This is a genomic window from Sphingomonas sp. P2_B6, assembly GCF_056404755.1.
Genome location: NZ_JBFUDK010000025.1, coordinates 23311 through 44971 on the forward strand (window position 1 = coordinate 23311; position 21661 = coordinate 44971).

Genomic DNA, 21661 nt, shown 5'->3' on the forward strand with positions numbered 1-21661 from the left:
CTTTCCCGGCGACCATCGACGATACGCGAGTGCCTGGTCGATCGCACATGATGCCCCGTCGCACATCGAAGAAGCTGCATCAGGTTCATCTGGAGCCCTCCCACTACCTGACTCGACCCCGTTCTTGCTGCATAGCACAATGGAAATGACATGCGACTGACGATTGAATGAACTCGTGCCGGAATTCGTTCTTTCCGCCACCGTTGGTCCTGCCTTCGCGCGCTTCGATAATATCGCTGCGGCTGCGCTTGGCGCGGGGCCAAGCGCACGATACAAGCCGCGCAGCGACAACATGTGTATTGCATGACTAAAACAGTTGTGCGACAGGGTGACCCGATGGAAATGACCGGAATCGATTCAGCTCGCTTCGAGACGATGCGCCACGCGATGGTGGCGAGCCAGTTGCGCACCAATGCGGTGAGCGATCCGCGCATCGTGACGGCGATGGCCCGCGTGCCGCGCGAGGCGTTCCTGCCGGCCGAGGTGCGCGAGATCGCCTATCGCGATACCGCGGTTCCGCTCGGCCATGGCCGCTTCCAGAACGTGCCGATCGCGACCGGGCGGCTGTTGACCGAAGCTTATCTGCTGCCGGCGGACCGGGTGCTGCTGATCGGCGCCGCGGGCGGTTACACCGCCGCCGTGCTCGCCGAGTTGGTCGCGCATGTCGTCGCGGTAGAGAGCGATCCCGCGCTCGCCGCACAGGCGCGCGAAGCGCTGGCCGGTCAGGCCAATGTCACGCTGATCGAGGGCCCGCTCGGCGCGGGCCATGAGGGCGGAGCGCCCTATGACGTGCTGGTGATCGACGGTGCCGTCGAGCATGTGCCCGATGCGCTGATTGCCCAGCTCGCCGCCGGCGGGCGGGTCGTGACCGGCATCGCCGACCGCGCCGTTACCCGGCTCGCCTCGGGCCGTAAGTCGCAGGCGGGCTTCGGCCTGCTCGACTTCGCCGACATCGATTGCGTTCCACTTCCGGGATTTTCCCGGCCCAAGACCTTCACCTTCTGAAAGATGCCGCCAACCATGCGACGGACCCATTTGCTAGCCGGTGTTGCGGTGATGCTGACAACGACGGCACCAGTGGCGGCGGAGACGCTGCGCGGTGCGCTGGTGAAGGCCTATAACACCAACCCGACGCTTGCGGCCGAGCGTGCCAATGTGCGCGCCATCGACGAGAATGTGCCGATCGCGCGCTCTTCCGGATTGCCGGGCGTCAATTTGACCAGCGGCTATACCGAGAATGTGCTCGATTCCTCGCCGAGCATCACGTCGCCGGACCGCCAGCTCACCGCCGCGACCACGCTCACCGTGCCGATTTTCAGCGGCGGCGCCGTGCGCAATTCAGTGCGCGCGGCCGAGACTCGTGTCGATGCCGGCCAGTTCGGCCTGCGCGGTACCGAGGCGAACCTGTTCACCAACGTCGTCGGCGCGTACATGGACGTGATCCGCGACGAAGCGATCGTCTCGCTCAACGAGCAGAATGTGAAGGTCCTCGACGTCAACCTGCAGGCATCCAAGGATCGCTTCCAGGTCGGCGACCTGACTCGCACTGACGTCGCCCAGTCGGATGCCCGCCTGGCCGTGGCGCGCAGCCAGCTTCAATCGGCGCAGGCGCGGCTGATCTCCAGCCGGGAAAGCTATATCCGTCTGGTCGGTACGCCTCCGGGCGAACTGGAGGTGCCGCCCGAGCTGCCCAATCTCCCCGCCAGCCCGGATACCGCGGTCGATGTCGCGTTGAAGAACAACCCGACCCTGCTCGCCGCGCAAAAGAGCCGCGACGCTGCGGGCTATGACATCAATGTTGCGCGCGCCAATCGCTTGCCGAGAGTCAACGTCAATGTCGGCGGCAATTATTACAATTACTTCGATTCGGTCGGGACTTCGGTCGGCCTGCCCAATTCCGGGTCGGCCGGCACGGTCGGCCTCGGCGTGACGGTGCCGCTGTTCCAGGGTGGTCGTCCCGCGGCGCAGGTCCGTCAGGCGCAGGAGCGCCGGGCCCAGGCGAACGAGCAGGTGACGGAAACCGAGCGCGGCGTGATCTCGCAGGCGCGCTCGGCCTATGCGGTCTGGCGGTCGTCGCTCGAAGTGATCGCGTCGTCGGAAGTCGCGGTGAACGCCAACAAGCTGTCGCTGGAAGGTGTTCGCGCGGAAAACAGTGTGGGCAACCGCACCATCCTCGATATCCTGAACGCCGAGCAGGAACTGCTCAACTCGCAGGTCACGCTGGTGACGGCGCGGCGCGACGCCTATGTCGCCGGCTTCGCGCTGCTCGCCGCGATGGGCGATGCCGAGGCGAAGGATCTCGGACTGGAAGGCGGCCCGCTCTATGATCCGGTCGCGCATTACAAGAGCGTGCGCGGCAAGATCTGGGATTACGGCTCCGAGCCCGATCCCGTCTCGACCAGCACCAGCACCGCCAGCACGCCTGCTCAGGGCTCGGTCGTCACGCGTCCGCTCGATCCGATCCTCGACGCGCCGGCCTATCCCGCGGTTGACACAGGGACGCCGAATCCCGCAGGTGGCGTCAGGTAAGGGCCGCTGACGAGCGGTCTTCGGTCACGAGGTTCGTTCGATGGGAGATATCAGCGCCGAGCCTTCGATGGAGGATATCCTCTCGTCGATCAAACGCATCATCGCTGAAGAGGGCGAGAGCGCGGCGACGATCCGCGCCCGCCGCGCGATGGCCGGGACGGCCATGTCGAAGGCCGGGCCCGGGTCGTTCGGGCATGACGAAATATTGGAACTCAGCGACCCGGTGCGGTTCGCCGCAGCGGGCGCGCCCCGGGCTGACGGGGAATCTGCGCCGGCTGCAGCTTCGACGGCCTCTCCTCAGAAAGCATCGGCCGCGCCCGGCGCTCCGGCAGACCCGATCCTCTCCTATCGCGCGGCCGAGGCGAGCCGCGGCTCGCTCGACGCGCTGTCCCGCGTGATCGTGAAGCCCGACGTACAGGGCAGCGATACGCTCGAGTCGCTGGTGCGCGAGATGCTTCGCCCGATGTTGCGCGACTGGCTCGACGCGAATCTGCCGGCGATGGTCGAGACCCTGGTCTCGCGCGAGATCGCCAGGATCACCGGCGCGCGCTGATCGATCCGATGCCCGCGCGATTGCGGGCGGCGCGGCGTTCTGCTCTATCGGCGGCCATGAAAATGCTCCTGTCCGCGAGTGTCCTCGCGCTTGCCGCCGCCGCTGCGCCTGCTCATGCCCGCCAGCTCACCATCGACGATGTGACGATGCTCTCGCGCGTCGCATCGCCCACCGTATCGAAGGACGGTCATTGGCTCGTCTGGCAGCAGCGCGAGACCGATCTGGCTGCCGATCGCGGCCGGTTCGACCTGTGGCGGCTCGACCTGACGAAAAAGGGCGCCGTCCCGGAACAGCTCGCCGCCGAGGCCGATGTCAACGAAACGAGCCCGCAATTCTCACCCGACGGCAGCGCGGTCTATTTCCAGTCGGACAAGGGCGGCGATGACGCCGTCTGGGTCGTCGCCACGGCCGGTGGCGCGCCGAAAAAGGTAACCAGCTTCACCGGCGGCTTCAGCGGCTTCAAGGTGGCGCCGACCGGCGACAAGCTGCTCGTCTGGGCCGATCGCCGTCCCGGCGCGCCGAGCCTCGAGCCGGCCATGGTCAAGAAGGACCCGAACGCGGGTGCCGGTCGCACCTATGATCAGCTCTTCGTCCGTCACTGGGACACATGGGGCGACGGCACCCGCTCGCAGCTCTTCGTCCTGCCGCTGACTGCCGAGGGTGCCATCGGCAACGGCGTCGCGATCGAAGGCGGACTCGTCGGCGACACCCCGTCAAAGCCGATGGGCGGCGGCGAGGAACTCGACTGGTCGGCCGACGGCAAGACAATCTTCTTCGCACTCCGCGAGGCAGGCCGGATCGAGGCGACTTCGACCAATCTCGATATTTTCGCGGCACCCGCCGACGGCTCCGCCGCCCCGACCAACCTGACGCCCGACAATGACGGGATGGAAAATCTCCCGACTGCCTCGCCCGACGGCAAGTGGCTCGCCTATTTCTCGATGAAGCGCCCCGGCTATGAAGCGGATCGCCAGGTGCTGATGGTGCGCGATCTCGCCACCGGCCGGGTTCGCGCGCTGACCGAAGGCTGGGACCGGTCCGTCGCGTCGATCGCCTGGGCCGCCAACGGCAAGACCATCTACGTCACCGCCGACGACACGCAGGAAACCCCCGCCTTTGCGATCGATACCGCCAGCGGCAAGGTCACGCGACTGACTCAGCAGGGGCATGTCTCCTCGCTCACCGTCACGCCCAAGGGGCTGGTGCTGGCGATGAACAGCCTGACCGCGCCCGACGATTTCTACCTGCTCGCGGGCAAGAAGACGACGCGGCTCACCTCGGTCAACGCCTCGAAGCTCGCCGATATCGAGATGCCGACCGTCACGCGCTTCAGCTTCGCGGGCGCGAACAACGACACCGTCTGGGGCTATGCGGTGAAACCCGCCGGCCTCGCCGAGGGCGCGAAAGTGCCGGTCGCCTATATGGTCCATGGCGGCCCGCAGGGATCGAGCAACAACAGCTGGTCCTATCGCTGGAACCCCGCGGTGTTCGCCGGCGCCGGTTATGGGCTGGTCGCGGTCGATTTCCACGGATCGACCGGCTATGGCCAGGCCTTCAGCGACGCGATCCGCGACAATTGGGGCGGCTGGCCGCTCGAGGATCTGCAAAAGGGCCTCGCCGCCGCGACGACCAAATTCACCTGGCTCGATGGCGACAATGCCTGCGCGCTCGGCGCATCCTATGGCGGCTATATGATGAACTGGTTCGAGGGCAAATGGCCCGACCGGTTCAAGTGCATCGTCCAGCATGACGGCGTGTTCGACGCCCGCGCGATGGCGTACGAGACCGAGGAACTGTGGTTCGACGAATGGGAGCATGGCGGGAAAACCTATTATGAGGATCCCGCCGCGTTCGAGAAATGGAACCCGGTCAATCTCGTCGACAAGTGGAAGACCCCGATGCTGGTCATCACCGGCGAGAAGGACTTCCGGATTCCGTACACTCAGGGCCTCGCCGCTTTCACCGCGCTCCAGCGCCGCGCCATCCCGTCGCGCCTGCTGGTCAACCCGAATGAGAATCATTGGGTGCTGAAGCCGAAGAACAGCCGCCAATGGTACCGCGAGGTGCTCGGCTGGATGGACAAATGGACGGGCAAGAAGGGCGATTAACTTCCCGTTCGTGCTGAGCTTGTCGAAGCACGGCCCTTCTTCCGGCGAAGAAAGTGCAGCCCTTCGACAGGCTCAGGGCGAACGAAGGTTTATTTTCGGGGCAAAACCTCTGTAGAGGCGTCGCACCATGACCGAACTCCCGAAAACCTTCGACCCCGCCGACATCGAATCCCGCTGGTATGCCCATTGGGAAGGCGAGGGCCTGTTTCACCCCGATCGCCCGGGCGCCGAGCCCTGGACGATCGTCAACCCGCCGCCGAACGTGACGGGCAACCTCCATATCGGCCATGCGCTCGACAACACGCTGCAGGACATTCTGGTCCGCCACGCGCGGCTGAAGGGCAAGGACGCTTTGTGGGTGGTCGGCACTGACCATGCGGGCATCGCCACCCAGATGGTGGTCGAGCGCAACATGGCGCTCCACCAGCAGAAGCGCACCGATTTCACCCGCGAGGAATTCATCGCCAAGGTGTGGGAATGGAAGGCGGAGAGCGGCGGGATCATCACCAAGCAGCTCCGCCGCCTCGGTTGCTCGATGGACTGGGCCAACGAGCGTTTCACCATGGACGAGGGCTTCAGCAAGGCCGTGCTGAAGGTGTTCGTCGACCTTTATAATCAGGGTCTGCTCTACCGCGACAAGCGGTTGGTGAACTGGGATCCGGGCCTCGGCACCGCCATCTCGGATCTCGAGGTCGAGACACGGGAGATCAACGGGCAGTTCTGGCATCTGCGCTATCCGCTGGAGGATGGTTCCGGCTTCATCTCGGTCGCCACCACGCGCCCCGAGACAATGCTTGCCGACATGGCGGTCGCGGTGAATCCCACCGATGCGCGCTACACCGCGCTGATCGGCAAGAATGTGCGCCTGCCGATCACCGGCCGCCTGATCCCGATCGTCGCTGACGAGCATGCCGATCCCGAGCTCGGATCCGGCGCGGTGAAGATCACGCCGGGCCACGACTTCAACGATTTCGAAGTGGGCAAGCGCGCCGGGTTCAAGGCCGCCGACATGCTCAACATGCTCGATGCCAGGGCGTGGGTACAGCAGACCGCCGACGAGCTGATCCCGAACGATCTGATCGGTCTGTCCACCGCGGACGCCCGCAAGCGGGTCGTGGCGCTGCTGGATGAGGCTGGCCTGCTCGAACGCGTCGAGGATCGCGTGATCCAGACTCCGTTCGGCGACCGTTCGGGCGCGGTGATCGAGCCCTGGCTGACCGACCAATGGTATGTCGACGCGGCGACCCTGGCGAAGCCGGCGATCGAGGCGGTCAAAAACGGTGCGGTCAAGGTCGTGCCCAAGACCTGGGAAAAGACCTATTTCAACTGGATGGAGAATATCCAGCCCTGGTGCGTGTCGCGCCAGCTCTGGTGGGGGCACCGAATCCCGGCATGGTTCGCCGAGGACGGCCGCATCTTCGTCGCCATGGATGAGGCAGGTGCCCGGGCGCAGGCGGGCGAGGGCGTCGAATTGCGCCAGGACAGCGACGTGCTCGACACCTGGTTCTCCTCCGCGCTCTGGCCGTTTGCCACGATGGGCTGGCCCGAGGACGGCAATCCGACCCTCCACGGCCGCTACCCAAACGACGTGCTGATCTCCGGCTTCGACATCCTGTTCTTCTGGGATGCCCGCATGATGATGCAGGGCATGCACTTCATGAAGGACGTGCCGTTCCGCACCCTCTACCTGCACGGTCTGGTCCGGGCGGCGGACGGGCAGAAAATGTCCAAGTCCAAGGGCAACACCGTCGATCCGCTCGGCCTGATCGACAAATATGGCGCCGACGCGCTGCGCTTCTTCATGGCGGCGATGGAAAGCCAGGGCCGCGACATCAAGATGGATGAGAAGCGGGTCGAGGGGTATCGCAACTTCGCGACCAAGCTGTGGAACGCGGCGCGCTTCTGCCAGTCCAACGGCATCGGCGCGAGCGTTGCACTGGAAGCACCCGAGGCGAAGCTCGCGGTCAATCGCTGGATCATCGCCGAGACGATCCAGACGGTGCAGGCGGTCGATCTCGCGCTGGCCGACTACCGCTTCGATGGCGCCGCGAACGCCGTGTATCAGTTCGTCTGGAGCCGTTTCTGCGACTGGTATCTCGAACTGATCAAGCCGCTGCTCGGCAATGCTGATGGCCCGGCGACCGGCCCCGAAGCGGAAGAGACACGCAAGGTCGCGGGCTGGGTGCTCGATCAGATGCTGGTCCTGCTCCATCCGTTCATGCCGTTCATCACGGAGGAGCTGTGGCACGCCCTTGGTGATCGCGACTCCGATCTGATCGTCGCCAAATGGCCGATGGCCGATGCGCGTGCGATCGATCCGGAGGCAAGCAAGGAAATCGACTGGCTGATCCGCCTGGTCGGCGAGGTCCGCGCGGCCCGCAACGAGCTCAATGTCTCGCCCGGTGCGCGCATGCCCTTCCACGTCCGCGACGCCGACGCCGCGACCCTTGACCGGCTGAGCCGTCAGGCGCCGGCGATCGCGCGGCTGGCGCGGATCGACCGGGCCGAGGGTGAAGCACCGACGAGTGGCGCGGTCCAGGTCGTGATCGACGAGGCGACCTTCGTCCTACCGCTGGCAGGCGTGATCGATCTGGACGCCGAGCGGGCGCGCCTCACCAAGGCGATCGAAGCGGCCGCGAAGAACCGCGACATGCTCGCCGGCAAGCTGGCGAACGCCAACTTCGTGGAAAAGGGCAAACCCGAAGCGGTCGAGAAGACCCGTGCGGATCATGCCGAGAAGTCAGCCGAAGCCGAACGGCTGACGGCGGCGCTGGCGCGGTTGGGATGAGCGACCCTAACCAACCCGTCACCCCGGACTTGTTCCGGGGGCCATCGTCCCGCATGCGCCACGGTCATTGTGTTTGTGGAACCATGGATGCCGGAACAAGCCCGGCATGACGAAGAAGGTAACCACCCGTCCCGGCCAGCGCGACCTCACCACGGGGCCGATCGCGTCGACTCTGCTCGCCTTTGCGCTGCCGACATTGGGCTCGAACATCCTTCAGTCGCTCAACGGGTCGATCAACTCGATCTGGGTCGGGCGCTTTCTCGGCGAAAGCGCGCTCGCCGCGACGTCGAACGCCAACATCATCATGTTCCTGATGTTCTCAGCCGTGTTCGGCTTCGGCATGGCGGCGACGATCCTGATCGGCCAGTCGGTCGGGCGCCGCGATATCGAGGCGGCGCGGCGCGCCTTCGGCTCGACGGTCGGGCTGGTGGTGGGCGGGGCGGTGGCGATCTCGATCCTCGGCTGGCTGTTCACGCCGCAGATCCTCCGCCTGCTCGCCACGCCGGGCGAGGCGCAGAACATGGCGCGCGACTATCTGCGCGTGATCTTTCTCGGCCTGCCTTTCTCGATGCTCGGCGTGTTGATCCAGATGAGCCTGCGCGGCACCGGCGATTCGCTGACGCCCCTCTGGTTCATGCTGCTCAGCGTGGTGATCGACAGCAGTTTCAACCCGCTGCTGATCGAGGGCATCGGCCCATTCCCGCGCATGGGCATCGCCGGCTCGGCGACGGCGACCCTGTTGGCCGGAATCGTCTCCTCGGCCGGCCTGCTCGTCTATGTCTATTGGCGTGACCTCCCGATCCGATTGCGCGGCCGCGAACTGCGCTATCTGATCCCCGAAGCGGCGCTCGTCAGGACGATCGTCGCCAAGGGCCTGCCGATGGGCGCGCAGATGCTGGTGATGTCGAGCGCGGGCCTCACCATGGTCGGGCTGGTCAACCGCCTCGGCGTCGACACGGCCGCTGCCTATGCGGTGTCGCAGCAGCTCTGGACCTATATCCAGATGCCCGCGATGGCGATCGGCGTCGCCGTCAGCAGCATGGCGGCGCAGAATATCGGGGCGGGCAAATGGGAACGGGTGAACGCGATCACCCGCGCCGGGATCATCTACAATACCGTCATCACCCTGGTGGTGATCATTGCGATCATCCTGTTCGACCGGCAGGTCATGGCACTGTTCGTCGGCAGCGAAAGCCCGGCAATCCCCATCGCACGCCACATCCAGCTGATCTCAAGCTGGACCTTCGTCATGTTCGGCGCGACGATGGTGCTGTTCTCCACGGTCCGCGCCAATGGCGCGACGATGGCGCCGCTGATCATCCTGGCGATCGCCTTTTATCCGGTCAGGATCGGCTTCGCGGTGATCGGCCCGCGGCTCATCGGCCCGGACGCCTTGTGGTATGCCTTTCCGCTCGGCTCGCTCGTGTCGCTGTCGCTCGCGATCCTCTATTATCGCAGCGCGCATTGGCGCGAGCAGGTGCTGATCGTACCGCCCGAGCCGGAAGTGGCGGAGGAGCATGCCCATGCCACGGGCGAACCGGCCGGGCGGCAGCATCCGACCGGCTGAACGAGGCCGTTACCGTTCGATCGCGAAGGTAACGGTCAAGCGAGCGCTGGTCTCCACCGGCTTTGGCGAGACGTCGATCACGACCGGCGGAACCATCGCCATGACAGGCGACCGGGCCGAATCCATGCTGTACCCATCAATGGCGTCTCGCTCGCTGCCGTCATTTACGGATATGATACCGCCGAGCTTCGCCCCTGAGGCTGCCGCGATCGCTTCGGCCTTGGCGCGCGCATTTTCCATCGCTCTTGCAATCGCGCGATTGGAGGCGGTCGAATCGTCACGCAATCCGAAATCATCGATTCTGGCCCGGCTCGCTCCAAGCCGGCCAGCGAGCCCAACAGCGGTGCCGGCGTCCTTTATCGAATTCATGATGACGGAGGCCTCGATCTGCGCCACCCGGCCGACCACCGTACAGTCCTTCTTGCGGCCTTGCGGTGGGGCGCCATCCAGCGTGTCATCCGCCGCCATCGAAACCGCCACGGTCTCGAGAGTGTCGGCGATGGTTTCCGGATCGTCGGACATCATCGAGAAGTGATCGCCATTGTCGCAGCTGCCGGCATAGGCCTCGCGGATCGATACGGCGCCGGTTCGCAGCTCGACCTTCGGATCGAGCGAGCGCAGGCCCGAGATTACGGCCCTCTGCCGTGCCGCGAGCGCAGCGGAGGCTGCGTCGGCAGTTTTGCCTTCGCCACGTAGAGAGATCGACAGAGTAGCCTTGTCGGGGATTGTTTCCACATTGCCGGTCGCGGAAACAATGATCGTGGCCGGCTTCGCCTCTCGCCCGGTCTGGGCCAACACCGGGGCTGGGATCAGTGCCACTGCCATGAACGCTTTGGTGCAACGCATCTCAGTCTCTCGCTTTGTTAAATGTTATAACGTCACCTTAGATATCGTGGTTGAGCCCCGGCGTAAAGTCGTTGCACTTGCACGCTGACGGCTGATCCAGCACAAGCCGCGCATGTCCGCCCAATACCCCGCGCTTCGTCTCCGCCGCACCCGCGCTTCGGCATGGAGCCGGCGTATGCACGCCGAGACCGTGCTCACGCCCGCCGACCTGATCTGGCCGCTGTTCATTGCCGAAGGGCAGGGCGTGGAGGAGCCGATCGCCAGCCTGCCCGACGTGTCGCGCTGGTCGGTCGATGGTATCGTCGCCCGGGCGAAGGAAGCGCGCGATCTCGGCATTCCGTGCATCGCCTTGTTCCCCAACACCCAGCCCGATCGCCGCTCCGATCGCGGCGAGGAAGCGCTCAATCCCGACAATCTGATGTGTCGCGCGATCCGCGCGCTGAAGGACGCAGTGCCCGAGATCGGCGTGCTGACCGACGTCGCGCTCGATCCCTATACCAGCCATGGTCATGACGGGTTACTCGACGAGACGGGCTATGTGCTCAACGACGAGACTGCCGAGGTTCTTGTCGGTCAGGCGCTCAACCAGGCGGCGGCGGGCGCCGACATCATTGCACCGAGCGACATGATGGATGGCCGCGTCGGCCTTATCCGCGCAGCGCTGGAAGGTGACGGCCGCGCCAACGTCCAGATCATGGCCTATTCGGCCAAGTACGCCAGCGGCTTCTACGGGCCGTTCCGTGACGCAGTCGGCTCGCGCGGCCTGCTCAAGGGCGACAAGAAGACCTATCAGATGGACTCGGCCAATGCCGAAGAGGCGTTGCGCGAGGTCGCGCTCGATCTGGCGGAGGGCGCCGACAGCGTGATGGTCAAGCCAGGTCTGCCCTATCTCGACATCATCCTGAGGGTGAAGAGCGAGTTCCAGGTGCCGGTCTTCGCCTATCAGGTGTCCGGCGAATATGCGATGATCGAGGCGGCCGTCGCTGCCGGCGCCGCCGAACGCGACGGCGTGGTGCTGGAAACGCTGATGGCGTTCAAGCGCGCCGGCTGCTCGGGCGTGCTCACCTATCATGCGGCGCATGCGGCGCGTCTCTTGAACGCGTGATCGAAACGGCGCGTCTGATTCTACGAAGGCCGGCCGAGTCCGACCGCGCGATGTTGCACGCGATGTGGGCCGATCCCCTCGTCATGGCCAATCTCGGTCCGGTCAAATCGCCGGAAGAGAGCGACGCGGCGATCGCGCGTCACGCGGGCTATGGGGTCAGCCATGGATTTGGTTTCCATATGATCGAACTGCGCGACGGCCACAAGGCGATCGGCTTTTGCGGGCTGAAGCCGGGCGCGGAGGGCACGCCGATCGAGGGCGAAGTCGAGATTGGCTGGAACCTGGCCAGCGGCTGGTGGGGCAGGGGTTATGCGCGGGAGGCGGCCGCCGCCTGGCTGGAATGGGCCTGGGCGAATAGCGCGGCGCCGCGGGTCACCGCGATCACCGCCGAGCGCAACACGCGCAGCCGGATGTTGATGGAGCGCCTCGGCATGGCGCGGCAGCCGGAGAGCGACTTTTCCCACCCCCTGTTCGCGCCGGGCGACCCCTTGGGAAACAGCGTGGTTTTCGCGATAGACCGGCCGGGAGCAGTGTCGTGATTGATACCGAACGCCTGATCCTGCGTCACTGGCGGGACGAGGATCGCCCGGTCTTCCACGCGCATTGCAGCGATCCGGAGGTCATGCGGTATCTCGGGCCCTTGATGACTCGGGCCGAGACCGATGCCGCACTCGATCGGCAGAATGGGTATCTCGAGAGTCATGGCTATTGCTTCTGGGCGGTCGAACGCCGCGAGGATGGTGCGCTTCTGGGCTTTTGCGGCGTGAAGCCGGGCGCACCCGACACGCCGATCGCGCAGGATATGGAGATTGGCTGGCGCTTCGCCCCTGCCTATTGGGGGAAGGGATATGCCCGCGAAGCTGCGGAGGCGAGCCTCGCCTGGGCCTGGGCGCATACCGATGCGCCGCGGGTGGCCGCCATCACCGTTCAGGACAACAAGGCAAGCTGGGGGCTAATGGAGCGCATCGGCATGAGCCGAGTCTTGGATGGAGACTTCGATCATCCCGCAGTGCCGGATGGCAGCCCGCTGAAGCGCCATATCCTTTACCGAATCGCGCGCCCGGCCTGATGGCGCGCATCGCCGTGCCGGCGCGGTTCGCCCGGCCGCTGTTCGTGGCGACCATCCTGGCCGGCTCGTTCCTGCTGTTCCTCGTCCAGCCGATGGTCGCGCGCATGGCGCTGCCCCGGCTCGGCGGCGCCCCCGCCGTGTGGAATTCGGCGATGCTGGTCTATCAGGCGCTGCTGCTCGGCGGCTATGCCTATGCGCACTGGCTCGGCCGGGTGACGCCGCGGTTTCAGGCGGCGATCCATCTTGCGTTATTGCTGGTCGCGGCGCTGTGGCTGCCGATCGGGCTGATGGCGACTCAGCTCCCCGCCAATGCCCAGCCCGCCATCTGGGTGCCATGGCTGCTCGGCGCGTCGATCGGGCCGCTGTTCTTCGTCATCTCGGCGCAGGCGCCGCTGCTCCAGCGCTGGTTCAACGTGTCGAGCAAGGGGCAGGACCCTTATGCGCTCTACGCCGCCTCCAATTTCGGCAGCTTTGCCGGGCTGATCGCTTATCCGATCTTCGTCGAGCCGGGGCTCGCCCTGGCGGGCCAGAGCCGGCTGTGGACCGTTGGTTACATCATCCTAGGCCTGCTCGTCGCGGTCTGCGCGATGACCTTGCCCAGGATGAAGATGCAGATCGTCGAGGGGCCGGTCGCTGAAAGTCCGGCGCCGACCCTCAAGCGCGTCGCGCACTGGATTGTGCTGGCCTTCGTGCCCTCCGGCCTGATGCTCGCGACCTCGACCTATATCACCACTGACGTCGTCGCGATGCCGCTGCTCTGGGTGCTGCCGCTCGGGCTTTATCTGTTGAGCTTCACCATCGCCTTCGCGACGCGGCGCGGTCCGCCGGATTTGCTTACCCGGCTCGCGCCCATTGTCATCCTGCTGATCGGCGGGGTGCTCGTCGGTGAACTGCAGGGCAAGCCCTGGCTCAACGCCGTGCTCGCCCTCATCCTGCTGTTCATGGCCGCCGTCGCGCTCCACACCAAGATGTACCGGCTCCGGCCTGAGGCCGACCGGCTGACCGGCTTCTATCTCGCCATGTCGGTCGGCGGAGCGCTCGGCGGCGTGTTTGCCGCATTGATCGCACCCTTCGTGTTCGACTGGACCTATGAATATCCGCTGCTGGTCCTTGCCGCCGGCGTGCTCGCGCCCCAGAGCTTCCTTGTCCCGGTGATCGGCACGCTGTGGGCGCGACATGCGCAGTACCGGGGGTTCATCACGGTCGCCGTCGGGCTGTTGATGTGGCTGCTGATCCTCGTGGTGATGAACAGCCCGAGCGCCGGATCGGAAGATCCGGGGCCGCTGCAAGCGATGGTTTTCGTCGTGATGGTTGCAGTGGCGGTGTTCACCATCGGCGCACGCGGCGCATTCGTCTGCGCGTTGGCCGGCGCGCTGATCGTGTTCGGCGGCTACCGCTCGATCCTGTTGTCGATGGACCCCGGCGCCCGGACCCGCAGCTATTTCGGCGTCTATACGATTCGCGCCAACAAGGAGGTGCGCCAGCTCCAGCACGGCACCACCGTGCACGGCACGCAGTTGCTCGGCAGCGTCGATCGCGAGCGTACGCCGACTGCTTATTATGTCACCGGCTCCGGCGTGGGGCAGGCAATGCAGGCGGTGCCGGCGCTGTTTGGCGATCATGCCAGGATCGGTGTCGTCGGCCTCGGGGCGGGGACGCTTGCCTGTTATGCGAAGCCCGGTCAGAGTTGGCGCTTCTACGAGATCGATCCGGCCGTTGTGCGCATTGCCCGCGACACGGGGCAATTCACCTTTCTGAAGAATTGCCTGCCCGACCCGACGATCGAGGTGGGCGACGCTCGGCTCAATCTCGCTGCTGAAGCGACCGGCTCGCTTGACCTGCTCACGCTCGATGCCTTCTCGTCCGATGCGGTGCCGATGCATCTGATGACGCGTGAGGCGTTCGATACTTATGGGCGGGTTTTGTCGCATGACGGCGTGCTGCTCTTCCATATCTCCAACAAATTCCTCGACCTGGAGCCGGTCGTGTCGGCCGCGGCGAAGGCCGGAGGGTGGAGCTCGGCGAAGCTGCTGTATTTCCCGGGGCCGAATGTCGAGCAGCCCCGCGCCGTCTCCTTCTGGGTGGCGCTGTCGCACGATCCGGCGACGATCGAGGCGCTGAAGGCACGCGATGCCACCTGGCAGCCGCTGAACGACTATCCGGCGTTCACGCCCTGGACCGACGATTATTCGACGATCGTCCCGCTGGTGAAGCTATTTCGAAAGCCTTAGGGGCGGGTCGATGTTCAGGGCAGGCCATAGCTGCGCGAACTCTCTCTCAGGGCGGCCGAGCGCCTATCGATTCGTCCCGGGCTGTGGTTTTCTCGTCCCCGCTTGCGGTCGATTCAACAAGACGAAGCCACATCGCAAAGTCGAGCCGGCGGGACGCTGGCTGCTTCTCGCCCCGCTATTTCTCATTGTCATGAACCAACGGAGGTCCTGCCTGCCGATTTGATGGCGAATCGGCTCCAGAACAGCGGAAAAACGCCGCATTATTCCGCGTTTTTTCCGCTGTTATCCCGTAACAGGGAAAGCGTTACCTAAGCTGCTGGAAACGGGGGTATAATCCAGCCCTGAAATCCAACATAACAGCGGAAAGAAAAATGTCCCGCCGCTGTTACCCGCGGAACCGCGGAATCAGGCCTTCGACTCGCGGGCGAACGGGCCGCCTCACGCCTCGGGCAGCATCGCCTGGATGGCGGTGATTCGCGCCGACTGGACCTGAAGCTGGGCATTGGCCTCGGTCCGCAGCGCCTCGATTCCCGGATAATCCGGCTGGCCGGCGGTCGCACGTTCGATCGCCAGATCCTCGAGATCGGTCAGGGTCGCCGATGTGGTAGCGCGGTAGCCGTCCAGCTCGGCCAGTGCCGACTGGGCGGTGATCCAGCCTTCGCTGCCGGCAGCCTGGCCCTTGGCCGCCACCGCGGTCCGCTCGGCACGCTCGGCGGCGGGGGCGAAGGCCGTCGCCGATTCGCCGAGAGTGGCCTTCAGCGTCACGAGCTTCGCGTCGACGGCCGGGTCCGCCACCACGGGCGCGGGCGGCGGCGATTCGGGCTCGGCGAGGCTCGTCGTCTCGATCGGCCGCGGCAGCAGCGAGGGATAGCGGCCGGTCGACTGTTCGGCGCAACCGCAGAGCAATGCGAGGCAGGTGAAGGGGAGGGCGCGTTTCATGCCCCCTCGCTCTATGCGGCAAATAAGAGGTACGCAACGCACGCAACGCACTTGCGCCCCGCGAAAGACGCCTCTATGTGCCCACTTCCCAAGCGCCCGTAGCTCAGCTGGATAGAGCATCAGACTACGAATCTGAGGGTCGGACGTTCGAATCGTTCCGGGCGCGCCAACATCCCCCGCCACAGTCACTGACTTGGCGGGGGTTTGTTTTTCCGGCCTGTCGGCGCCGGTTCCACCTCTCCACATTGAATCGTGATCACGGCCCCGCCGCCGGCCCCGACGGCCACTTGCATCGCAAAATCGGTCGCACTAGCTTCAGACTGATTGCAGAGCGCAACCAGAACTGCGCGGATGCGCGGCGTGAGGAAAGGAAGGGTGATGGCCAAGCTCGTGTTCGGAATGAACCAGTCCCTGGACGGCTATGTCGACCATATGGCGTTCGCGCCCGGTCCTGCGCTCTTCCGCCATTTCGTCGAGGAGGCTCAGGGGCAGGCGGGCAGTGTGTATGGCCGTCAGATGTACGAGATCATGCGCTACTGGGATGACGAGCAGCCTGAATGGAATGCGGACGAACGCGCCTTCGCCGCGGCGTGGCGGAAGCAGCCGAAATGGGTCGTCTCGCGCTCGTTGACGTCGGTCGGGCCCAACGCCAGGCTCGTCGGGGAAGACCTTGAGGACGCCATCCGCGCGCTGAAGGCCGAGCGCGAGGGGGAAATTGAAGTAGCCGGTCCGGATCTCGCGCAAAGCCTCACCGATCTCGGCCTGATCGACGAATATCGAATCTACCTGCACCCAGTCGTGATTGGTCACGGCAAGCCATATTTCGCCGGACCACGGCCACCGCTCCGTCTCGTCGCCCATGACCGGATTGCCGAGGATGTGATCCGGTTGACCTATGTCCCCGCTTGATCGCGTGCTTCGCCGCAAGGCGTACCCAAGGGGCGTATGAGCTGAGACGTTGACGTGCCCGTCAGTCAGCGGCGACCGGAACGAACGCGAGGGTGAATACGGCGCCGCCCTCGGCATGGTTGCCGGCCCGCACGCCGACCTGCATTGCGTCGGCGAATCCCTTCACGATGGCGAGGCCAAGCCCGCTGCCGCCCTCACGGTCGCTGCCCGTGCCGCGTGTGAAGACCTGGAACAGGTCGTGGTCGGGCGCCGTCAGCCCCGGCCCGTCGTCGCGAATCGCGATCGTCACCGCATCGGCGGTCCGACGCCCTTCGATCGTGATCGTGCCCGTGGCGCCGCCATGCTGGGCCGAATTGACCAGCAGGTTGATCAGGATGTGATGCAGCAGGGTGGCATCAGCCCGGACCAGCGGCAGGTTCGCCGGCACCTGGAAGTCGATATGTTTGCCGCGCAGCAGGTCCTTCAGGTCGTGGATCGCGCCGCTGACCGCGTCGGTCAGGTCGATCGGTTCGATCGACAGCTTCAATGCGCCGGTATCGAGCCGCACCATGTCGAGCAGATTGTCGAGGAAGCGCCGCAGCCGCTGCATCTCGGCCCGGGCGACGGGAATCGCCGCCGAATCGGGGTGCTCGGCCGCCACGGTCTCGATCGCCGTCGTCACAGCGGTCAGCGGGGTGCGCAGGTCGTGGCCGATTGAGGAAAGCAACGCGGCGCGCAGGCGGTCGCGCTCCTTCAGTACCGACAACTCGCGCATCTCGTCGTCGAGGCGCAGCCGCTCATGCGCCAGCGACGCCTGCCCGACCAGGGTGGAGAGCAGCACCGCCCGATCGGACGGCACCGGGTCGCTCCCGTCGTTCCGCGCGACGCCCAGCACCGCCAGCACGCCCATCGACGTCTTGAGCGGATGGAACTGCCAGTCCGAGGCATTGAGCGTCACCGTGCCATATCCGGCGGTCTCGCCGCGCTTGAACGCCCAGTCGGCCGCCGCGACGTCGATCGGGGTCAGGTCGCTGGCGGGCGGGGCCGCCGCGACGATCGCCGGCTGGCCATCGCGCTCCGCCAGCAGCACGGCGTTCACGTCGAGCAGCCGCGAGACCTCGACGCATACCGTGTCCGCGGTCGACTGCGCGTCCGACACGCGCGTCAGCGCCTGGGCGAAGGCCGCGAGCGCGGCATTCTCATGCGCGCTGCGCACGCCGATCGCGGCACGCGACCGCATGCCTCCGGTCAGCCGGCTGGTGAAGGCAGCGATGCCGATCAGCACCAGCACCGTCAGCACGCTTTGCGGCTCGGTGATGGTGAAGGAGTAGAGCGGCGGCAGGAAGAAGAAGTTGAAGGCAAGCGCGGCGAGCACGCCCGCGGCGAGCCCCGGCTTCAGCCCGTACCGGCTGGCGGCGGTGACCACCGGCAGCAGGTAGAGCAGGTCGATGGCGCCGGTGCCGATCCACGGCTCGACCAGTTTGGCGAGCAGAGTCGTCCCGGCAACGAACGCGATGACCGCCGCATAGACTGTGGGCTTGGCATCCCAGCGAAAACCCTGCCCGAACTTTCGCGACGGTGCGGACACATCGGCCGGGATGACATGGATCGCCAGCCCCTCGACGTTGCGCAGCAGCTTCTCGACCACCGAGCCATGGCGCATCTCGAACCACCAGCTCCGCCGCGACTTGCCGATCACCAGCTGAGTCGCGCGCATGCCCTCGACCTGAGCCTGCAGCCCGTCGATCACGCTCTCAGCCGGCACGGTGGCGATGGTGGCGCCAAGGCTCGCGGCGAGGCGCAGGGTGGCGGCGATCCGCGCCTTCTCCTCGGTGCCGAAGCCCTCCGCCCGCGGCGTGTCGATATAGACGGCGGTCCAGGGCGCCCGCAGCGCATCGGCCAGGCGCTTGGTGGTGCGCACCAGCGCCTCGGCCCCCGGCAGCTCGCTGACTGCCACCAGCACCCGTTCCCCGGCCGCAAAGGCGCCCGGCAGGGCGCTCGCGTCGAGATGCTCGAGCATCTGCCGGTCGACACTCATCGCCGCACGGCGCAGCGCCATCTCGCGCAGCGCCGACAGGTTCGCCTTGGAGAAGAAATGCCCGAGCGCCCGTGTCGCCTCGGCCGGAATATAGACCTTGCCGTCCTTCAGCCGCTCGATCAGCTCGTCGGGCGGGATGTCGACGACTTCGATCTCGGCCTCCTCCAGCACGCTGTCGGGGACGGTCTCGCGCACGCGCACGCGCGTGAAGCTGGCGACCAGGTCGTTGAGGCTCTCGACATGCTGGATGTTGACCGTCGAGAACACGTCGATCCCGGCATCGAGCAGTTCCTGGATGTCCTGCCAGCGTTTGGGATGGCGGCTGCCCTCGACATTGCTGTGTGCAAGCTCGTCCACCAGCACCAGAGCCGGACGACGCGCGAGGATAGCGTCCAGGTCCATTTCGGTCAGCGCCTGGCCGCGATAATCGATGGTGCGGCGCGGGATCACGTCGAACGGCGCGACCAGCGCTTCGGTCTCGGCCCGGCCATGCGTTTCGACCACGCCGACCACCACGTCGGTACCGGAGCGAAGGCGGGCGGCACCCTCGCTCAGCATCTCATAGGTCTTGCCGACGCCCGGGGCTGCCCCAAGGAAGATCTTGAGCTGCCCGCGTGCTTCCCGCTCCGCGGCGCGGAGCAAGGCGTCGGGCGAGGGGCGTTTGTCGGTTATCGCGCCAACCTTCTCACTTAAGCCCCTCCCCTTCAGGGGAGGGGTTTGGGGGTGGGGGCGTGCGTCTGCACGCTCATAAAGACTCTTCGCCAAGCCCGAAGCGCCGATCGGGGCATCGAGCCCCGCTCGTCGCTGCCCCACCCCTTGCCCCTCCCCTGAAGGGGAGGGGTTGAGAAGGGAGAACCGGCCAAGAGGGATATGACCTTCCCCATCGGCAAACGCCACGCCCACGCCCCAATCTATATGCGAACTTAACGCGTTTCGGTCCCATTCGCCGTCGCACCTTAACGCACCGCGCGCCTATCTGCCTTTCCGACCCGGCCATACCGTGCCGGCCGATCGGAGGCACAGCCCCATGACCGATATCCTGTGGCTCGGCGCGCTCGCCGGGCTGTTCGCGCTGACGCTCGCCTATATCCGCCTGTGCGACGAGGCGTGACGCAATGACGCTGCATCTCACCCTGGCCGCGATCACCGCCGCCGCCCTCCTCCTTTACCTCGTGGCCGTGCTCCTGCGGCCCGAGCGATTCTGATCGGTATCGTCATGGATATTCAGGGCTGGGGGCTGATCGCCCTCTTCGTCATCATCCTCGTCGCGCTGGCCAAGCCGATGGGCATGTGGCTGTTCGCGCTCTACGAGGGCCGCCGCACGCCGCTTCATTATGTGTTCGGGCCGGTGGAGAGGGGCTTCTACAAGCTCGGCGGGATAGACCCGAACGCCGAGCAGAGCTGGCGCCGCTACGCAGTGCACATGATCGCGTTCAACCTCGCGCTCCTGCTGCTCACCTATTTCGTGGTCCGTTTCCAGGACCTGCTGCCGATGAACCCGCGCGGTTATCCCGGCATTGCGCCCGATGGTGCGTGGAACATCGCGATCAGCTTCACCACCAACACCAACTGGCAATGGTATTCGGGCGAGGTCGCTCTCTCGAACTTCAGCCAGATGTTCGGGCTGGTGATCCACAACTTCCTCAGCGCCGCCACCGGCATCGCGCTGGCGTTTGCGCTGTTCCGCGGTTTCGCGCGGCGCGAAGCGAAGTCGATCGGCAATTTCTGGGCGGACGTCACGCGCGTCACGCTCTACCTGCTGCTGCCGATCTCGATCGTCTATGCCGTCTACCTGATCTGGAGCGGCGTGCCCCAGACCTTTGCCCAGTCGATCGACGCGACCACGCTCGAGGGCGTGAAGCAGACCATTGCGCTCGGCCCGGTCGCCTCTCAGGAAGCGATCAAGATGCTCGGCACCAATGGCGGCGGCTTCTTCAACGCCAACTCGGCGCATCCATTCGAGAACCCAAGCGCGATGACCAACCTGGTCCAGATGCTCTCGATCTTCCTGATCGGCGTCGGGCTCACCTGGACCTTCGGCAAGGCCGTCGGCAACACCCGCCAGGGCTGGGTGATCCTCGCCGCGATGCTGATCATCTTCGTTGCCGGCACCGGCGTCGCCTATTGGCAGGAAGCCGCGGGCAACCCGGTGCTGCATTCGCTCCATGTCGCCGGCGGCAATATGGAGGGCAAGGAGGTCCGCTTCGGCATCGCCGCCTCGGCGCTGTTCGCCAGCGTCACCACGGCCGCCTCGTGTGGCGCGGTCAACGCCATGCACGACAGCTTCACCGCGCTCGGCGGCATGATCCCGATGATCAACATGGAGCTGGGCGAGATCGTCGTCGGCGGCGTCGGCGCTGGCATCTACGGCTTCCTGCTGTTCGCCATCCTCGCGGTGTTCGTCGCCGGGCTGATGGTCGGCCGCACGCCCGAATATGTCGGCAAGAAGATCGAAGGCCGCGAAGTGAAGTTCGCCGTGCTGGCCATCGCCGTGCTGCCGCTGCTCATCCTGGGCGGCACAATGATCGCCTCGGTGATGCCCGCCGGGCTCGCCGGGCCGCTCAACAAGGGGCCACATGGCTTTTCGGAGATCCTCTACGCCTTCAGCTCGGCCGTCGCGAACAATGGCTCCGCCTTTGCCGGCCTGACCGCGGGCACGCCCTTCTACAATGCGCTGCTGGGCATCGCGATGTGGGGTGGCAGGTTCTTCATGATCGTGCCGATGCTGGCGATCGCCGGCAGTCTCGCGGCCAAGAAATACACGCCGCCGTCCTCGGGTTCCTTCCCGACAACCGGACCGCTCTGGGTGGGGCTGCTGATCGGCGTCATCCTGATCATGGGCGGCCTGACCTTCCTGCCGTCGCTCGCTTTGGGTCCCATCGCGGACCATCTCGCGATGATCAACGGCACGCTGTCATGAGCGCGCTATCCCAACCGTCATGCCGGACTTGTTCCGGCATCCATCCCTCCTCACGCGCCGCAACGCCTGAGGCGCGATGG

16 protein-coding genes and 1 tRNA gene are annotated in these 21661 nt (G+C 65.8%); 14 read left to right on the forward strand and 3 right to left on the reverse strand.

Annotated elements, in window-relative coordinates; all coding sequences use genetic code 11:
• Positions 1-336 precede the first annotated feature (336 nt).
• From AC1DX5_RS23140 to AC1DX5_RS23165, 6 genes are all read left to right on the forward strand, one after another.
• Positions 337-1005 (forward strand): protein-L-isoaspartate O-methyltransferase family protein, encoded by a 669-nt coding sequence (locus AC1DX5_RS23140; RefSeq protein ID WP_465176542.1) that lies wholly within the window; start codon positions 337-339, stop codon positions 1003-1005.
• A 15-nt stretch (positions 1006-1020) separates the two neighbouring features.
• Positions 1021-2529 (forward strand): TolC family outer membrane protein, encoded by a 1509-nt coding sequence (locus AC1DX5_RS23145; RefSeq protein ID WP_478017595.1) that lies wholly within the window; start codon positions 1021-1023, stop codon positions 2527-2529.
• A 40-nt stretch (positions 2530-2569) separates the two neighbouring features.
• Positions 2570-3082, forward strand: a complete 513-nt coding sequence (locus AC1DX5_RS23150) for a DUF2497 domain-containing protein (RefSeq protein ID WP_465173101.1) — start codon at positions 2570-2572, stop codon at positions 3080-3082.
• 56 nt (positions 3083-3138) lie between these two features.
• A complete protein-coding gene (locus tag AC1DX5_RS23155) occupies positions 3139-5190 on the forward strand; it encodes a S9 family peptidase (RefSeq protein WP_478017598.1) in 2052 nt (683 codons plus the stop codon).
• A 127-nt stretch (positions 5191-5317) separates the two neighbouring features.
• On the forward strand, positions 5318-7978 hold the full coding sequence (locus AC1DX5_RS23160; protein WP_478017600.1) for a valine--tRNA ligase: 2661 nt from the start codon (positions 5318-5320) through the stop codon (positions 7976-7978).
• Positions 7979-8084: 106 nt separating this feature from the next.
• Positions 8085-9545 (forward strand): MATE family efflux transporter, encoded by a 1461-nt coding sequence (locus tag AC1DX5_RS23165; protein WP_478017602.1) that lies wholly within the window; start codon positions 8085-8087, stop codon positions 9543-9545.
• 9 nt (positions 9546-9554) lie between these two features.
• Here the strand turns inward: AC1DX5_RS23165 and AC1DX5_RS23170 are convergent, their stop codons facing one another.
• Positions 9555-10370, reverse strand: coding sequence for an SIMPL domain-containing protein (locus AC1DX5_RS23170; protein ID WP_478017604.1), 816 nt, complete (start codon positions 10368-10370; stop codon positions 9555-9557).
• A 133-nt stretch (positions 10371-10503) separates the two neighbouring features.
• On the opposite strand from AC1DX5_RS23170, the gene hemB reads away from it, so the two are divergent.
• From hemB to AC1DX5_RS23190, 4 genes are read left to right on the forward strand one after another with little or no spacing between them, the layout of a single operon-like run.
• Positions 10504-11496, forward strand: coding sequence for a porphobilinogen synthase (gene hemB, locus AC1DX5_RS23175; RefSeq protein WP_465181481.1), 993 nt, complete (start codon positions 10504-10506; stop codon positions 11494-11496).
• The gene (locus AC1DX5_RS23180) at positions 11493-12035 is read left to right on the forward strand and encodes a GNAT family N-acetyltransferase (RefSeq protein WP_478017607.1); all 543 of its coding nucleotides are present in this window, start codon (positions 11493-11495) and stop codon (positions 12033-12035) included. The genes hemB and AC1DX5_RS23180 overlap by 4 nt, the downstream gene beginning before the upstream one ends.
• The gene (locus AC1DX5_RS23185) at positions 12032-12565 is read left to right on the forward strand and encodes a GNAT family N-acetyltransferase (RefSeq protein WP_478017610.1); all 534 of its coding nucleotides are present in this window, start codon (positions 12032-12034) and stop codon (positions 12563-12565) included. Before AC1DX5_RS23180 ends, AC1DX5_RS23185 begins: the two co-directional genes overlap by 4 nt.
• Positions 12565-14796 (forward strand): fused MFS/spermidine synthase, encoded by a 2232-nt coding sequence (locus AC1DX5_RS23190; protein ID WP_478017612.1) that lies wholly within the window; start codon positions 12565-12567, stop codon positions 14794-14796. Before AC1DX5_RS23185 ends, AC1DX5_RS23190 begins: the two co-directional genes overlap by 1 nt.
• Positions 14797-15234: 438 nt before the next feature.
• On the opposite strand, the gene AC1DX5_RS23195 is transcribed toward AC1DX5_RS23190, so the two are convergent.
• On the reverse strand, positions 15235-15735 hold the full coding sequence (locus tag AC1DX5_RS23195) for a hypothetical protein (protein WP_478017614.1): 501 nt from the start codon (positions 15733-15735) through the stop codon (positions 15235-15237).
• 92 nt (positions 15736-15827) lie between these two features.
• Here AC1DX5_RS23195 and AC1DX5_RS23200 point away from each other — a divergent pair.
• Positions 15828-15904: transfer RNA gene (locus tag AC1DX5_RS23200), tRNA-Arg, on the forward strand.
• Between the two features lie 209 nt (positions 15905-16113).
• Positions 16114-16644, forward strand: coding sequence for a dihydrofolate reductase family protein (locus AC1DX5_RS23205; RefSeq protein WP_465176552.1), 531 nt, complete (start codon positions 16114-16116; stop codon positions 16642-16644).
• Between the two features lie 61 nt (positions 16645-16705).
• Here the strand turns inward: AC1DX5_RS23205 and AC1DX5_RS23210 are convergent, their stop codons facing one another.
• On the reverse strand, positions 16706-19303 hold the full coding sequence (locus tag AC1DX5_RS23210) for a DUF4118 domain-containing protein (protein ID WP_478017616.1): 2598 nt from the start codon (positions 19301-19303) through the stop codon (positions 16706-16708).
• A 473-nt stretch (positions 19304-19776) separates the two neighbouring features.
• Here AC1DX5_RS23210 and kdpF point away from each other — a divergent pair, with 473 nt between their 5' ends.
• A complete protein-coding gene (gene kdpF / locus AC1DX5_RS23215; RefSeq protein WP_272626678.1) occupies positions 19777-19866 on the forward strand; it encodes a K(+)-transporting ATPase subunit F in 90 nt (29 codons plus the stop codon).
• 11 nt (positions 19867-19877) lie between these two features.
• On the forward strand, positions 19878-21581 hold the full coding sequence (gene kdpA / locus AC1DX5_RS23220; RefSeq protein ID WP_478017618.1) for a potassium-transporting ATPase subunit KdpA: 1704 nt from the start codon (positions 19878-19880) through the stop codon (positions 21579-21581).
• The last annotated feature ends 80 nt before the right edge of the window (positions 21582-21661 follow it).

Excerpts from the sequence above, each read along its gene's own strand:
- AC1DX5_RS23140 (WP_465176542.1), top strand. The coding sequence starts at position 337 with ATGGAAATGACCGGAATCGATTCAGCTCGCTTCGAGACGATGCGCCAC.
- AC1DX5_RS23145 (WP_478017595.1), top strand. The coding sequence starts at position 1,021 with ATGCGACGGACCCATTTGCTAGCCGGTGTTGCGGTGATGCTGACAACG.
- AC1DX5_RS23150 (WP_465173101.1), top strand. The coding sequence starts at position 2,570 with ATGGGAGATATCAGCGCCGAGCCTTCGATGGAGGATATCCTCTCGTCG.
- AC1DX5_RS23155 (WP_478017598.1), top strand. The coding sequence starts at position 3,139 with ATGAAAATGCTCCTGTCCGCGAGTGTCCTCGCGCTTGCCGCCGCCGCT.
- AC1DX5_RS23160 (WP_478017600.1), top strand. The coding sequence starts at position 5,318 with ATGACCGAACTCCCGAAAACCTTCGACCCCGCCGACATCGAATCCCGC.
- AC1DX5_RS23165 (WP_478017602.1), top strand. The coding sequence starts at position 8,085 with ATGACGAAGAAGGTAACCACCCGTCCCGGCCAGCGCGACCTCACCACG.
- AC1DX5_RS23170 (WP_478017604.1), bottom strand. The coding sequence starts at position 10,370 with ATGGCAGTGGCACTGATCCCAGCCCCGGTGTTGGCCCAGACCGGGCGA.
- hemB (WP_465181481.1), top strand. The coding sequence starts at position 10,504 with ATGTCCGCCCAATACCCCGCGCTTCGTCTCCGCCGCACCCGCGCTTCG.
- AC1DX5_RS23190 (WP_478017612.1), top strand. The coding sequence starts at position 12,565 with ATGGCGCGCATCGCCGTGCCGGCGCGGTTCGCCCGGCCGCTGTTCGTG.
- AC1DX5_RS23195 (WP_478017614.1), bottom strand. The coding sequence starts at position 15,735 with ATGAAACGCGCCCTCCCCTTCACCTGCCTCGCATTGCTCTGCGGTTGC.
- AC1DX5_RS23205 (WP_465176552.1), top strand. The coding sequence starts at position 16,114 with ATGGCCAAGCTCGTGTTCGGAATGAACCAGTCCCTGGACGGCTATGTC.
- kdpF (WP_272626678.1), top strand. The coding sequence starts at position 19,777 with ATGACGCTGCATCTCACCCTGGCCGCGATCACCGCCGCCGCCCTCCTC.
- kdpA (WP_478017618.1), top strand. The coding sequence starts at position 19,878 with ATGGATATTCAGGGCTGGGGGCTGATCGCCCTCTTCGTCATCATCCTC.